The 13,590-nt window shown below is 45.1% G+C and carries 14 protein-coding genes and 1 pseudogene; 8 read left to right on the top strand and 7 right to left on the bottom strand.

The window, feature by feature from the left end; all coding sequences use genetic code 11:
* The 3 genes and pseudogenes from BIZ37_RS16465 to galM form a co-directional block, all read left to right on the top strand.
* Nucleotides 1-154 (top strand): annotated as a pseudogene (locus tag BIZ37_RS16465) (galactose-1-phosphate uridylyltransferase); the annotation flags it as partial.
* A 33-nt stretch (nucleotides 155-187) separates the two neighbouring features.
* The gene (galK, locus tag BIZ37_RS16470; protein ID WP_187462398.1) at nucleotides 188-1,351 is read left to right on the top strand and encodes a galactokinase; all 1,164 of its coding nucleotides are present in this window, start codon (nucleotides 188-190) and stop codon (nucleotides 1,349-1,351) included.
* A 47-nt stretch (nucleotides 1,352-1,398) separates the two neighbouring features.
* Nucleotides 1,399-2,466, top strand: coding sequence for a galactose-1-epimerase (gene galM, locus BIZ37_RS16475; RefSeq protein ID WP_187462399.1), 1,068 nt, complete (start codon nucleotides 1,399-1,401; stop codon nucleotides 2,464-2,466).
* Between the two features lie 488 nt (nucleotides 2,467-2,954).
* Here the strand turns inward: galM and BIZ37_RS16480 are convergent, their stop codons facing one another.
* The 3 genes from BIZ37_RS16480 to BIZ37_RS16490 form a co-directional block, all read right to left on the bottom strand.
* Nucleotides 2,955-3,143 (bottom strand): hypothetical protein, encoded by a 189-nt coding sequence (locus tag BIZ37_RS16480; RefSeq protein ID WP_187462400.1) that lies wholly within the window; start codon nucleotides 3,141-3,143, stop codon nucleotides 2,955-2,957.
* Nucleotides 3,144-3,348: 205 nt separating this feature from the next.
* Complete coding sequence (locus tag BIZ37_RS16485) at nucleotides 3,349-4,980, bottom strand: methyl-accepting chemotaxis protein (protein WP_187462401.1); 1,632 nt, start codon at nucleotides 4,978-4,980, stop codon at nucleotides 3,349-3,351.
* Between the two features lie 229 nt (nucleotides 4,981-5,209).
* Nucleotides 5,210-5,926, bottom strand: coding sequence for a GntR family transcriptional regulator (locus tag BIZ37_RS16490; protein ID WP_187462402.1), 717 nt, complete (start codon nucleotides 5,924-5,926; stop codon nucleotides 5,210-5,212).
* A 232-nt stretch (nucleotides 5,927-6,158) separates the two neighbouring features.
* Here BIZ37_RS16490 and BIZ37_RS16495 point away from each other — a divergent pair, with 232 nt between their 5' ends.
* On the top strand, nucleotides 6,159-7,583 hold the full coding sequence (locus BIZ37_RS16495; protein WP_187462403.1) for a glycoside hydrolase family 1 protein: 1,425 nt from the start codon (nucleotides 6,159-6,161) through the stop codon (nucleotides 7,581-7,583).
* Between the two features lie 47 nt (nucleotides 7,584-7,630).
* Here BIZ37_RS16495 and BIZ37_RS16500 read toward each other — a convergent pair whose 3' ends face one another.
* From BIZ37_RS16500 to BIZ37_RS16510, 3 genes are all read right to left on the bottom strand, one after another.
* Nucleotides 7,631-8,983, bottom strand: coding sequence for a heavy metal sensor histidine kinase (locus BIZ37_RS16500; RefSeq protein WP_255526784.1), 1,353 nt, complete (start codon nucleotides 8,981-8,983; stop codon nucleotides 7,631-7,633).
* The gene (locus BIZ37_RS16505) at nucleotides 8,970-9,650 is read right to left on the bottom strand and encodes a heavy metal response regulator transcription factor (protein WP_187462424.1); all 681 of its coding nucleotides are present in this window, start codon (nucleotides 9,648-9,650) and stop codon (nucleotides 8,970-8,972) included. Before BIZ37_RS16505 ends, BIZ37_RS16500 begins: the two co-directional genes overlap by 14 nt.
* A gap of 102 nt (nucleotides 9,651-9,752) precedes the next feature.
* Nucleotides 9,753-10,133 carry a DUF3316 domain-containing protein gene (locus tag BIZ37_RS16510; protein WP_187462404.1) on the bottom strand — a complete coding sequence of 127 codons (381 nt, stop codon included), beginning with the start codon at nucleotides 10,131-10,133 and terminating at the stop codon, nucleotides 9,753-9,755.
* Between the two features lie 129 nt (nucleotides 10,134-10,262).
* Between BIZ37_RS16510 and BIZ37_RS16515 the strand changes: the two genes are divergently transcribed.
* The 4 genes from BIZ37_RS16515 to BIZ37_RS16530 all read left to right on the top strand — a co-directional run bounded on the left by BIZ37_RS16515 (nucleotide 10,263) and on the right by BIZ37_RS16530 (nucleotide 12,847).
* Complete coding sequence (locus BIZ37_RS16515) at nucleotides 10,263-10,691, top strand: VOC family protein (RefSeq protein ID WP_187462405.1); 429 nt, start codon at nucleotides 10,263-10,265, stop codon at nucleotides 10,689-10,691.
* 20 nt (nucleotides 10,692-10,711) lie between these two features.
* Nucleotides 10,712-11,110, top strand: coding sequence for a GFA family protein (locus BIZ37_RS16520; RefSeq protein ID WP_187462406.1), 399 nt, complete (start codon nucleotides 10,712-10,714; stop codon nucleotides 11,108-11,110).
* Nucleotides 11,111-11,353: 243 nt separating this feature from the next.
* On the top strand, nucleotides 11,354-12,100 hold the full coding sequence (locus BIZ37_RS16525) for a YdiY family protein (protein ID WP_187462407.1): 747 nt from the start codon (nucleotides 11,354-11,356) through the stop codon (nucleotides 12,098-12,100).
* 438 nt (nucleotides 12,101-12,538) lie between these two features.
* Nucleotides 12,539-12,847: a hypothetical protein gene (locus tag BIZ37_RS16530; protein ID WP_187462408.1), complete on the top strand. Its 309-nt coding sequence runs from the start codon at nucleotides 12,539-12,541 to the stop codon at nucleotides 12,845-12,847.
* A 143-nt stretch (nucleotides 12,848-12,990) separates the two neighbouring features.
* On the opposite strand, the gene BIZ37_RS16535 is transcribed toward BIZ37_RS16530, so the two are convergent.
* Nucleotides 12,991-13,584 carry an HD family hydrolase gene (locus BIZ37_RS16535; protein ID WP_187462409.1) on the bottom strand — a complete coding sequence of 198 codons (594 nt, stop codon included), beginning with the start codon at nucleotides 13,582-13,584 and terminating at the stop codon, nucleotides 12,991-12,993.
* Nucleotides 13,585-13,590 lie beyond the last annotated feature (6 nt).

Consider the following 13,590-nt stretch of genomic DNA (forward strand, 5'->3'; position numbering starts at 1 on the left):
GTTCTACCCGCCGCTACTGCGTTCAGCGACTGTCCGCAAGTTTATGGTGGGCTATGAAATGCTAGCAGAAAGCCAGCGTGACCTTACAGCAGAGCAGGCCGCAGACAAACTGCGTGCACTTAGCGATGTGCACTACCGCGAAAACCAACAATAACAACGAACCCATACTGAAAGACAGGAACATATTATGTCGAAAACACAACTGCTGATTGATGCTGTTAATACATCTTTTTCTTCTGTATTGGGTTACCAAGCAACCCATCTTATCCAGGCTCCGGGTCGCGTGAACCTTATCGGAGAGCACACTGATTATAATGATGGTTTCGTATTGCCGTGTGCGATTGATTATCAAGCGGTCGTAGCGGCTGCCCGTCGTGACGACAACATCGTCCGTGTCGTGTCTGTTGATTACGACAACCAGACCAAAGAGTTTGACCTGACATCTGAGATCACTTTTGACGAAGAATGCATGTGGATCAACTACATCAAAGGTGTGGTGAAGTGCCTACGAGGTCGAGGTTATGAGTTTGCTGGTGCTGACATTGCTGTGAGCGGTAATGTACCACAAGGCGCGGGCTTGAGCTCTTCGGCAGCATTGGAAGTGGTAATTGGCCAGACATTCAAAACACTTTATGCCCTAGAAATCAGCCAGCAGGAAATTGCGCTAAATGGTCAACAGGCAGAAAACGAATTTGTTGGCTGTAACTGCGGCATTATGGATCAGCTTATTTCTGCAGAGGGTGAAGAAAACCATGCCTTGCTTATTGACTGCCGTTCACTGGAAACCAAAGCAGTGTCGATGCCGGAAGATATGGCCGTTGTCATCATCAACTCTAACAAGAAGCGTGGTTTGGTTGATAGTGAGTACAACACCCGCCGTGAGCAGTGTGAAGAAGCTGCACGTATTTTCGGTGTAAAAGCCCTGCGTGACGTGACTATCGAGCAGTTCAACGCCCGTGTTGATGAGCTTGACGAGATGGTTGCCAAGCGTGCTCGCCACGTGATCACTGAAAACGACCGTACTGAAGAAGCTGCGATTGCTCTGAGCAAGGGCGATATTAAACGCATGGGCGAATTGATGGCTGAGTCTCACGCCTCAATGCGTGATGATTTTGAAATCACGGTACGCGAAATTGATTACATCGTTGATACCGTGAAAGCCGTGATTGGCGTTCAAGGTGGTGTACGTATGACTGGCGGTGGCTTCGGTGGTTGTGTGGTATCTATTGTGCCACCGGCATTGGTTGAGGAAGTCAAAGCGGTACTTGCTGAGAAATACGAAGCAGAAACTGGCCTTAAAGAAACTATCTACGTGTGTAAAGCCAAAGCTGGTGCAGGCGTGATTGCCTGAGTGGCAAAGGGTAAGTCCGTAAAATAGGCGCTTAGAAGGATAGAAGAATGACACTACCGCAAAAAGTGTTATCACTGCACGAGACTATGACCATGGAGGCGGCCTTTGATGGCCGCCCTGCAAACCTGTTTACCTTGACCAATACGTCGGGGATGACAGCGACTTTCATGGACATTGGCGCGACGTGGTTAAGTTGCACAGTCCCAGTCGATGGTGAGGCGAGGGAAGTCTTATTGGGCTGCTCAACGATGGCAGATCATCAAAAGCAGAGTGCATATTTGGGTGCCACAGTTGGGCGCTATGCTAACCGTATCGCGAATGGTCAGTTCACGATTGATGGTGTCACGACTCAAGTGACGACTAACCAAGCGGGTAATACCCTCCATGGTGGGCCTGATGGTTTCGATAAACGGCGTTGGACACTCGATCATCACAGTGACGCGAAGCTGGTATTTAGCCTGTTGTCAGAAGATGGTGACCAAGGCTTTCCTGGTGCTTTGCAGGCCAAGGTCACGTTTGAACTGACTTCAGACAATACAGTGGCGATTAGCTACCATGCTGACTGTGATAAGCCTTGTCCGGTTAACTTTACTAACCATGCTTACTTTAACTTGGCTGGTGAAGCTGCGGGTGACGATTGTTTGCAGCATGAGTTGCTGATCAAGGCGGATCGTTTTGTACCAACCTCTGAGGTTGGGATCCCGACAGGTGAGTTGAAATCTGTCGAGCAGACAGGTTTTGATTATCGCAAGGGTAAAACGATTGGACGGGATTTGTTGAAAGATCCTGAGCAAGAATTAGCGAAAGGCTACGATCATGCCTTTATCCTGGCATTGGGCGTCACGGATGGCATCGCAGATTTTGCCAGAGTGATCTCACCAGATCAGAAAGTTTCCATGACAGCCCAAACGACAAAGCCGGCTGTTCAGTTATATACCGGTAACTTCTTGGCGGGAACGAAGGGCACATCGGGTGAATATGGTATTCATCAAGGTTTTTGTTTAGAAACTGAATACTTACCTGATTCACCAAATCACCCTGAGTGGCCTGGGGACAGTATTTTACGTCCTGATCAGATCTATGCCCATTACACGGGATACCGGTTTAATTTTTAGTGTTCTATTTATTTTGTTGAAATAGGGGTTTGCCCGCTCAATTGAGCGGGTTTTTTTCTTTCATCTCACTAGATATGCGAGGACCCGTAATAACAAAGGTATCAACCATCATCCTGCAAGAGAGGTTTACAAGTTATCTTTATGTGATTAGCCAAATCAAACGGTATAATCAACCGAATGTACTTTACGAAACTGTATATGGATAAAAATGAAGAAAAACACGATGACATTCATCGTCACATTTGTGTCGGTGTTTTGTGCGATAACGCTTAAGAACTTTCTAGTCAGCTCTTTCTTTTCTGCAGGGGAGTTGAGCTTTGTGGTAGATACGCTGATTCTGCTTGTGATTTATTTGCCTATTTATTTTGCGTTTACCCGGCTTGGTAAGCGGTTCATAACCAAACAGTAAAATGAGTATTTTTTTAGCTGGTACTTTTTATTATCAGTACCAGCTAATTGAGGAGTTCAGTCATCAGCTTGGATTGCCCTTAGCGACGATTGGCATGGGTGAGAAGATCAATGAGTTCGCTTTCAGTCTTTGGGGTTTTGTCTAATTGGATGTGAGGAGAAGTGCCACCCCAAAGCATGTAGGCTGTATCGGTACAATGGTCATGGTGGAACCACTTACCATCAATGCAGATGTCGGTATAACATCTTGGATCTTGAATTAGCTCCATATATACACGTCCTTTTTTGGTTTAACATGTTTACAACATACGACCAATGGATATGCAATAAATTGATCTTGGTCATTAATGCATAATTTTTTTCTACTAGGTGTTTCGCAAAGCACTTTGCAACATGCATCAAATCTATCTTGGCGACCCACTTTCAACATGCTGCTAAGCCTTTACCACACTACAAATTTGTTCAACTAAGCACTCAACGGTGTGAAAGGGTAAACCTGCCAACAGATTCGTGAAAATGAGCGACAAGACCATTCATCTCCTTCGTTGCACCTTGTACATCTTTGGCTGATTGCTGGTTACTCAATGCCATTTCTGCAATCTGCTGGATCCGCTCTGCCAATTCTTGGTTTGCGCTGGATTGCTCATGCAGTGAGCATGAGACTTCGTCAATCAACACGATGAGGTTTTGCGACATTTCATGCATAGCGTTTACGCTTTTCTCGGCATCCTGTGTTTGTGTCATGTTTTGATTTACGGAGCACACACTGTCTTCAATGCGGTGGACGGTTGATTCGATACCTAAACGGAGATCCTGAATGGTTGAAGCTATCTGTTTTGTCGACTCAGATGTTCGCACAGCAAGGTTTCTGACCTCATCTGCTACGACTGCAAACCCCCTTCCTTGCTCGCCTGCTCGTGCGGCTTCAATCGCAGCATTCAGGGCTAATAAATTGGTTTGTTCTGCGACCTCGTTGATGACACTGACTATGCCTTCTATTTCTTTTGAATGCTGGTCTAAATTTGACACGGCATTACTAGAAAGGCGCGATTTTTCAGACATTTCATTAAGGTTATCAATTGCTAGCCGCATAGTGGTTGCACCCAGGTCAGCCTGCTCCCCGCTGTCATTGGATAGAGATTTTATCTTATCGGCATCAGTAGAAATGGTATGGATACTCAGGCTGAACTGTTCAATCAAGGCTGCTATTGAGCCTGTATCATCAGATTGTCGGTTAGAGGCGCTAACAATATGATTGGACAATGTTTCTAATTTTGCCGCTTCATTTTCAAGTGCATCGGACCCATTTTTGATTCTCTGTAATGTGTTTTCGAAGCTAGCCATTAAGTTGTTGAACGCTAGACCAACATCTGAGACTTCATTGTTACCCTTTGTCGGAACCCTAACGGTGAGATCCAAATGACTTTCAGCTTGTTTGAAATAGGCTTGTAAAGTCGCAAGGGGAGCGGTGATGGTTTTGGCAATATACAGGGAGATAACAACTAATGCGCCAACCAATAAAGTTATCAAGCCCAGTAAATTTTGCATATGTTGGTAAAAAACGGCATCAACATCATCCACATAGAGCCCAGTATTCAGCACCCAACCCCAAGGTTGGAAAGGCAAAGAATAGGCGATTTTGGGATAGGGTGTCTCATCGGGGCCGGCTTTTTGCCAGTGGTAGGTGACAAATCCTCCACCTTGCTTAGCGGCTTCAACTTGCTCATGAACGATAAGTACGCCGTTGATATCTTTCAGGCCAGAGAGGTCACGCCCATTTAAGTGTGGGCTTATTGGGTGGTGTACCATGGTGCTGTTCATGTCGTACACCATAAAGTATCCATTATCTCCATACCGCATGGCATCGAGTGCCGATATTGCTCTTTGTTGTGCTTCTTGGTGGGTTATTTCACCTTGCTGTGCTTGTTGGTACAGAGCCGAAACAAGTGTTTCTGCTGACTCAACAAGCACTTGGATTTGATGTTTACGCTCACCGAGCATGCTTTCTTTTTTATCAAAGAGAGCAAAGGTGGTGGCTGAGATGAGGGATACTACCGCGATCAGGATGATCAGCATCAAGCGTTGCTTAATTGATAGAGCGTTCATGGTTTCCTCCATGTCCCCACAAAATGTAAGTAATTTATAAACTTATTATTTAACTTACTTGAGTCTAGCAATGCAGATACGAATTGCTTGATCTTTAGGCAACAGCCTCTTGGGCAAGGTATCAAACATGCCTGCAGATACAGCTTTGGGTAGTGGATAGCTCTGTAAATAGACGAGTATCTTTAAAGTGAGTTATGCCGCACACAATGCGGCGAGGTATAAGAGAATATTATTTCAATTGCACCGATTTCACATAAGTAGTCGAAAGTTTGAAGGATTCACAGGTGTGCTTGGCAACTGAGTGCTCAAAAAGTTGGCCGTTATCTAAGTAGGCGCGTTGGGAGACATTCACTAAATGCTCGCCGCCTGAAATTGCCAGCCATTGGCTTTCTTGCTCATCGGCATGATCGATAGTGATCGTCAGGTTTGCACTGTGGATCCCTTGTTTCAGGGTATCGGTGATATAGCCGTAAATGGAGTCTTCTGCCTGCTCTAAGGTCAGACCCGGCACGACAGTCACTGGCATATAGGTGTATTCGATAATGGTGGGTTGATCATCAACAGAACGCACACGGACAATTTCATAGAGGTGATCGCCAAGCTGCCCACAGACTAACTCTGCAGTATTTACATCGGCCTCGACAATGCGAAAGCGCATTACCTTGGTTGTTACGGTCTTCCCCGTGCCTTCGTAACGCAACTTGGTTCCCTGCAAGTGGGTGTCAGGTTGTTGGGGCGGTGTGCTTTTTATAAATGAGCCCGAGCCTCTCTTGCGCACAACAATGCCTTCTTTAACCAGAATATCCATCGCTTTCTTTAGGGTGATTTCGCTGCATCCGAACTCTGCTGCCAGCTTTTTGCCTTCAGGGAGCTTTTCTGAAGCGCAGTACTGGCCAGAATCAATACGAGCCTTAAGTTGCTGATAGATATCCTTATATTTGCTCATTGCTGTGTTGTACTCGTGCTGGATAGAGGAGAGCAGAATACCTTAAATTTGAGTTGCTAACAGCGGTAAATTCAAATCTTATTGTGATCCATGCTTTGTTTTTGCTTGGTTGTTGCTGTAAAACCATATGGTTTTGGTTAGTGTTGCGTTATCAACCTAGTTTGCATCGAACCCCTTAAAGCGGTTTTTTGCATAACGTATTCATTAACAGTATGCCTAGTTAGAGTGGTTTATGAGTTTTCAAGATAAGTTTTTGTGGGGAAGTGCATCGGCAGCGTATCAGATTGAAGGGGCTGCAAATCTAGATGGAAAAGGCGATTCTATCTGGGATGTGTATTCTCGAGTGCCGGGTAACACCTTCAAAAATACTACCGGTGAGGTCGCGATAGATTTCTACCACCGATTCGAAGAAGACATTGCATTGATGAAAGAGATGGGGCTTCAGGCCTACCGTTTTTCGGTGTCTTGGCCACGCATCATGTCTGACGGCCGTACTGTTAATCCGCAAGGTGTCGAGTTCTACCATAAAGTCATCGATACCCTGATTGCTAATGGCGTCACCCCAATCTTGACGGTTTACCATTGGGATTTACCGCAGGCGCTACAAGAAGAATACCAAGGGTGGGAAAGCCGTGAAATCATTGAAGACTTTACCCGCTACTGTGAAGTACTGTTTGAAGAATACGGTGACAAAGTCCCATACTGGGTTAGCCTCAACGAGCAAAATATCTTTACTAGCTTGGGTTACCTACAAGCGATCCATCCACCGAAAGTCTCAGATTTCCAGCGCTTCATTAATGCCAACCATATTGCCAACCTAGCAAATGCCAGTGCGGTAAAGAAATTCCGTGAAATGGGTATCAATGCCCAGATTGGCGCCAGCTTTGCCTATAGCCCTGCTTACGCCCAGTCGGCAAAACCGGAAGATGTGATTGCGGCGGAAGATGCCCAAGAGTTGCAGGATCTGTTCTGGATGGATGTATATGCCAAAGGGCGTTATCCGAAGATCGCGCTAAAGCGTTTGGAAAAATTGGATATTCATATTGATTTCCAGCCGGGAGACAAAGAGCTGTTGGCCGCTGGCGTATGTGATTTCATGGGCTTGAACTACTACCAGTCAGCAACGTTTGTTGCTGCGGAAAATAAGCAAAAGACAGCCCAGACGGGTAATGCATCGCAGGTGTCGGTGGTATCCGAGATCAGTGACATTCCAACGGATAAACTATTTGCCCGTGCAGATAACGAATATCTGGATATGACAGACTGGAACTGGGCGATTGATCCAAACGGCTTGCGTGTTGCACTACGCCGTATTACTTCCCGCTACGAACTACCTATCCTTATCAGTGAAAACGGTCTGGGAGCCTACGATACGCTGACCGAAGAGGGCAGGGTGCACGATGGTTACCGGATTGACTTCCTTCGCCGCCATGTCGAGGCGATTTCTGATGCTATCGATGATGGCTGTGAAGTTATCGGCTACTGTACTTGGTCGTGCCAAGACCTGTTTAGCTGGCTAAATGGCTATGCCAAACGTTATGGCTTTATCTACGTTGATCGTGATGAAGAGAGCGAGAAAGAACTCAAGCGCTATAAGAAAGACAGTTTCTACTGGTACCAAAAAGTGATTGAGTCTAATGGCGAACAGCTAGATTAAATTACCCCAAATCTTGTTTTGTCAGCCCACGCAACCGCGTGGGCTTTTCATTTAGGCACCGATAAAATAAAACTAGTGATGCCGTTGTCTGAGCGTACAAGGATGTCACCGTTGTGGATTTTAGCGATGGAGCGGGCGATTGCCAGTCCTAATCCAGCCCCAGCAGTGGCTCGGTGCATCCGCGCTTTATCTACCCGGTAGAAGCGTTCGAAGATGTACGGCAGGTATTCAGCCGGGATAGTTTCCCCTTTGTTGATGACGGCAACCTTGGTCGTATTGTTAATTTGACTGATTTGTATATTGATGGCTTCGTTATTATCACTGTGCCTGACCGCATTGGATATGAGATTGCCAAGGGCACGTTTGAGCATTTCCTTGTCACCGTGAACCGTCCCAGACCCCGTTAGGTTGATTGTCACGCCTTTCTCATCCCCAGCGAGTTCATAATATTCAGCCAAATCTTCAATTAGCGGGTATAGGTCAATGTCCTCATTGTCGGTTTGCAACAGGTTGTGCTCGGACTTGGCGAGATAGAGCATATCCGTAATGGTTTTGGTTAAACGGCTCAGTTCTTCTGATGTCGAAATTAAGCTCTCTTGATATTCTTCGGACGTGCGGGGGTGGGCGAGGATCACCTGAGTCTGGGTCATCATATTGCTGATAGGAGTGCGGAGTTCATGGGCAATATCAGAGGAGTACTCGGATAATCGCTCGAATTCTTTCTCAAGTCGCGACAGCATGTCATTCGAGACAACCACGAGCTGTTGCAGTTCGCTGGGAAAAAGCGCTGGCTCAATACGTAAGTCCAGCTTTTCTGTCGAAATTTGCTTCATGTGTTCTTCGAGGTGCTTTACAGGTCGCATGCCTTTTTTGACGATCAACCATCCCAAAAAACCGCTGACCATACTGGCCCCTAGCGTGATCCATAACAGCACAACAGAAAAACTATTGAGAAAAATACGCTGGCGATTGATGTTAATGCCTAGAATAATTTCGACTCCAGGCTCTTCTTCAAGGTGGAAGCGAAACGCTCGGAAGCGGTTATTGTCTATTTCCCATTCTGCTGAGTCTTGCCCACTGTCGTTAAGGAAATCGAAAGGGAGTGGGGTATCGGTGCTTTGGTAAATGACTTTGTTGTCTTCAACCGCCCACAGTTTATTCTCACCCAATTCGAAAAAAGTGCCGTATTTGGCAATAAAGTCATTCTGTAACTGAAGCTTGTTTAAAGTGCGGTATTTGTGCGTGATGGCATCTTTGTCTTGAAAGTAGAAATGGCGTTTAAGGTGGTAGAGGGTGGTGGCGCTCAAGGCAAACAAAACAAGAATTGAGGCAGTAAAAAAAGAGACGATGAGTTTTGATGACATCGAGTTGAACATAGCGTTTATTCTAACCTTGCTCATCTAACATATACCCCATACCACGAATCGTGTGGATCAGTTTGGGTTCATAGCCTTTGTCGACTTTTCCGCGCAGGCGCTTGACCGCGACATCGATAACGTTGGTATCACTGTCAAAGTTCATGTCCCATACAATAGAGGCTATCTCTGAGCGAGATAACACTTCACCCTGACGGCGCATCAGAAGTTCGAGCAGTGAAAACTCTTTGGCGGTGAGAGTGATGCTGTCACCTTCTCGGGTGACCCGGCGCTTGAGTATATCAAGATGCAAGTTGGCAACTTCAAGAGCCAGTTCTTTTGATGGGGTAGGCTGTTTTCTGCGTAAGGTGTTTTTGATGCGGGCGACCAACTCAACAAAAGCAAAAGGCTTTACAATGTAATCATCTGCACCCAGTTCAAGGCCTTTCACCCGGTCTTCGACCTGATCCCTGGCGGTTAGCATAATGACAGGGGTTTCAATATTGCTGGCCCTCAGGGTGGTTAACACCTGCCAGCCATTTAACTGCGGCAACATGACATCCAAAATGATGAGATCATAGTTGGCGCTGGTGGCTTGGTATAAACCATCAACGCCGTCTGATGAGAGGTCGACAATGTAGCCCGCTTCGGTTAGCCCCTTTCTGAGGTATTCGCCGGTTTTGGGTTCATCTTCAATCAGCAGTAACTTCATTTTCGCCTCGACTCTATATTCTCTGGTCATTAGGGGTAGCTCCCTCAACCCCTTATTGTGCATCTATTGTAGTGGGTATGTATGTTAGCTATCTGATACCTCTTAGTTATTATCGTAGCGGAAGTGCTCGAAGCGTACATTGACGTTGGCACGATATTCGATATTTCCATCAGAACCCATCATCTCATCGACAGTGACATAGCCGTTATCTTGGATGCGTAAGCTAGAGATTTCTTTTGGTCCCCAAGCCATGACGTGCAACATCTTGTGTAATTCAGCAGGTTTGCTGGTTTCCAATACATTCAAAACATGTTGCCCTTCAGCGTAGGCCGCTTCTTTGGTTTCGAAAGTTTGGGTTGTTACAACACGGTCATTGCTTTGCACACTAAATTTGCTACCTGCAACCAAGGGTGTATATGCCATTGATGGTAAGCTAAACAGTACAAGTGTGGTGGCGACGGCGATAGATTTGAATGATTTCATGGTGTTGTCCTCTCAGTGTTTGACTTTACGTTAGAGAGAATACCGAAATGTTCCTGACCTAATCCGGACGCCAAAATGACATTTTTGTCATGTTGAATGCATGGTTGCCTTAAGTATATGGAGGAAAGAATGGAACCGCGGATCAGTATCATTACCCTTGGTGTCAAAGATCTTGAAGTGTCGTTTGAATTCTATAGCAAACTCGGTTTTCCATCGTCGAAAACACCAGAAGATGGAATCATTTTCTTTAAAACCGGTGGGGTATGCTTGGCACTATATCCTTTGGAAGCGTTGGCTGAGGATGTATCGCCTGACTTCAAAGCTGTGAGAACCGGTTTCTCTGGTGTCACTCTAGCCCATAATACCCGCTCAATAGAACAGGTTGATGCTGTTTTGGCATTGGCTGAAAAGGCTGGTGGGAAAATTGAAAAACAGGCTCAGGATGTGTTCTGGGGGGGATATAGTGGTTATTTCTCAGACCCTGACGGTTATCTTTGGGAAGTTGCCTATGGTGATTGCTGGGATTTCAACGACGACGGCAGTTTAGTTATCGATTAAATACAATACAAGGAAGAAAGATGATTAGAAAAGTCGGTGATACGGAAATCAAACCTAAGCATAAAGCAACTTGCCACTGCGGTGCTGTTGAATTGGAATTGAGCTTACCCAATGGGATAGAGAGTCCCCGTCGCTGTGACTGCTCAATATGCCGACGTAAAGGGGCGATAGTGGGTTCGGTAAAACTAGATGGTATTCGAATCGTTAAAGGGCAAGATGTGCTCAAGCTCTACCAATTCAACACCCAAACCGCTAAACATTACTTCTGTTCGGAATGTGGTATCTATACCCATCATCAAAGGCGTTCAAATCCTGAGGAATATGGCTACAACATTGGGTGCTTGGAAGGCGTCAACCCTTTTGATTTGGGTGACGTGGTCACCAATGATGGTGTGAACCATCCAGCAGACCGTAAATAAGGTTCAGACGATGGAGCAACCGATTATCGGTTACCATAAAGATGAAGGTGCCCCTCTTGATAACAGGTGATTTCGATGAGAAATACACCTGCTAAATAACACAGCAGGGAGATATTTATCTCCTGACTTTTCTCGTTTTTTCTGACTCATATTTTAATGATTTAATAACAGTTCGCTGACAATGGCAGCTTTTTGCTTCATACAATGGGCGTTTAATTTTGCTGCTCAAGGTTGTCAGGGAATATGAAATCGCAGTTTGCTATAGCGCTATCAGGTCTATTAGTTGTTGCCGTCCATTCTGCCGTTGTAAACGCCAGTGATGAAGAATCAGGCCCATGGAGCGGGAATGCTAAATTGGGCTTTATATTTACTGAAACAACCACAAGCTCACTTTCAGTCAATTCTGGTGCCAGTCTGGCTTACGACTTTAATGATTGGCAACAGAAGGGTGAAGTCTATACCTATTATACCAGCGCCAGTGAAGGCGAAGATGGTACTAATAAATACAACCTGAGCTATGGTTTGCGTCATTTCGTTAATGACGATTGGTTTATTTATGGCAATAGTAAATACGAGCATGATCAATTCGCGACATACCGCCATCAACTCACGATTGCCTCGGGCTTTGGTGCAACGTTAATTGATACCGGTGACAGTAAGCTAGATATAGGTGCAGGTCCAGGTTACCGGTTCTCACAACGCCAATCTTTCGATCCAGACTTTCCAAAGAAGAACGAAGATGAAGTCATTGCCAATGCTTTTGCAGAGGCAAATACCAAAATCAATGACCGGTTCGAGCTTGGGGGACGCCTTGGCGTTGATTACGGTGAGGCTAATACGTCGACCAATCTAAAAGGTTTTGTTAAAAACCAATTGATGGAAGATGTCTCACTGCAATTGGACTTGGAATATATCTACAACTCGACCGTTGCCTCTGATCAGAGTAACGATGAGTTATACAGTACGGTTAGTTTAAATTATGACTTTTAATTGTGAGCTAATCGAGTAAACCTTATCAAAAATAGGTGTAAATTATCTTGACGATATAGCAATAAAATATCGTTTGATTGACGATGGTTTACATGTATTTACCGTAAACTTGTATCACTTTTGAGAAATTGAACGACTTATATAACTTTGTTATGTCTTATGCTCTATAGCTTAAACATGTAGGGTAGAGAAATAAAGTTGTTGAGAAATAGATATTGTCTGGATGTGCGATTTAATGATGTATTGTTCTGATATTAAAGAAAAATTGGCGAGTTATGCTATTGGTAAGTGCTTTGCACCTAAACGTAAACTAATGTCAGGACGAAAAATCATGTTCGAATAATTCGAATGACATGTTTAATTCTTAATGTTTCTTTATCTTGATGCTCTAGCTAAATTTAACTCCGAACCCAAACAAATATTTCAAGGAGAAAAGATATGCTTAAGCTTACAGGTACCATGATCGCTGCAACTGTATTACTTAGCGCACCAGTGATGGCCGATTTAAACCTAAGAGTGACTCCGCAAAACGAGGGGGCATGGGTCAAAGTCAGTGAAAACGGATCACCCGCTAGCAATGTGCAGATTACAACCAATGTTCCAGGTTCTGGCTCTTTCACCACCGATGAGCACGGTAGGGCTTTTGTCACTGTTGCATCTAACCGTTCAGGTAGTGTGAAGTTCAGGGCAATGGATCAAGAAGGTAACCTTGCTTATAAAACGGCGCTGATTAACAAAGACAAGTAAACGCAGAACAATATGGATTTTAGAGAAAAGGAATTTCTCAGCAGTCATGGCATCGAACAATGTGCCAGTGACTTAGTAAGCAAAAGGCCGTGAAGATTGCACTAATCTCCACGGCCTTTGTGATCTGGTCTTGATATGAAGGATTAGTTGTTGGTTAACCAACCCTTCTCGACAGCTAAATCAATTTGCTCGCAGGCATATTGCCAAAGTTTAGGAGTGACTTTTTCCAGATACTCATTACGCTTAAGTACCTGTTGTTTGGATACTGTGTGTTTCACCCAGCTACCACCCTCATTGGACATGTTCTGGATAAGCGGCAATATACGATCCATTGCCTTGGCAAAGCGGGCATCAGCGGTTTCGGCCTGCTCAAACTCCATCCATAACGCCTTCATTTCCACAAATTGTGATTCTGGCAATAGGCCAAACAAACGGTTGGCCGCTTCGATCTCTTTTTCTTCTTGGCCATCTAGCTCATGTTGCTCGGCAAAAGCAAAAGTATCGCCGGCATCGATTTCAACAATGTCATGGATCAGTAGCATCATAACTGCACGATTCACATCGACGGGCTCTTCAATGTAGTCCTTGAGTACTTGGGCCATAAGAGCAATGTGCCAGCTGTGCTCGGCGCTGTTCTCCTGACGGTTGTTATCAGGCTTGACCATGGTCTTGCGGTATACCGCTTTCAGGCGATCCAGTTCGTTGATAAAGGCCAACTGTTTTTCGAGATTAAGCATACATTC

The sequence above is a fragment of the Photobacterium sp. BZF1 genome (assembly GCF_014349205.1).
In the GTDB taxonomy this organism is placed as follows: domain Bacteria; phylum Pseudomonadota; class Gammaproteobacteria; order Enterobacterales; family Vibrionaceae; genus Photobacterium.

What these genes read in the sequence shown, in the direction of transcription:
- galK (WP_187462398.1), top strand. Translation starts at nt 188, where the DNA reads ATGTCGAAAACACAACTGCTGATTGATGCTGTTAATACATCTTTTTCT.
- galM (WP_187462399.1), top strand. Translation starts at nt 1,399, where the DNA reads ATGACACTACCGCAAAAAGTGTTATCACTGCACGAGACTATGACCATG.
- BIZ37_RS16480 (WP_187462400.1), bottom strand. Translation starts at nt 3,143, where the DNA reads ATGGAGCTAATTCAAGATCCAAGATGTTATACCGACATCTGCATTGAT.
- BIZ37_RS16485 (WP_187462401.1), bottom strand. Translation starts at nt 4,980, where the DNA reads ATGAACGCTCTATCAATTAAGCAACGCTTGATGCTGATCATCCTGATC.
- BIZ37_RS16490 (WP_187462402.1), bottom strand. Translation starts at nt 5,926, where the DNA reads ATGAGCAAATATAAGGATATCTATCAGCAACTTAAGGCTCGTATTGAT.
- BIZ37_RS16495 (WP_187462403.1), top strand. Translation starts at nt 6,159, where the DNA reads ATGAGTTTTCAAGATAAGTTTTTGTGGGGAAGTGCATCGGCAGCGTAT.
- BIZ37_RS16500 (WP_255526784.1), bottom strand. Translation starts at nt 8,983, where the DNA reads ATGAGCAAGGTTAGAATAAACGCTATGTTCAACTCGATGTCATCAAAA.
- BIZ37_RS16505 (WP_187462424.1), bottom strand. Translation starts at nt 9,650, where the DNA reads ATGAAGTTACTGCTGATTGAAGATGAACCCAAAACCGGCGAATACCTC.
- BIZ37_RS16510 (WP_187462404.1), bottom strand. Translation starts at nt 10,133, where the DNA reads ATGAAATCATTCAAATCTATCGCCGTCGCCACCACACTTGTACTGTTT.
- BIZ37_RS16515 (WP_187462405.1), top strand. Translation starts at nt 10,263, where the DNA reads ATGGAACCGCGGATCAGTATCATTACCCTTGGTGTCAAAGATCTTGAA.
- BIZ37_RS16520 (WP_187462406.1), top strand. Translation starts at nt 10,712, where the DNA reads ATGATTAGAAAAGTCGGTGATACGGAAATCAAACCTAAGCATAAAGCA.
- BIZ37_RS16525 (WP_187462407.1), top strand. Translation starts at nt 11,354, where the DNA reads ATGAAATCGCAGTTTGCTATAGCGCTATCAGGTCTATTAGTTGTTGCC.
- BIZ37_RS16530 (WP_187462408.1), top strand. Translation starts at nt 12,539, where the DNA reads ATGCTTAAGCTTACAGGTACCATGATCGCTGCAACTGTATTACTTAGC.
- BIZ37_RS16535 (WP_187462409.1), bottom strand. Translation starts at nt 13,584, where the DNA reads ATGCTTAATCTCGAAAAACAGTTGGCCTTTATCAACGAACTGGATCGC.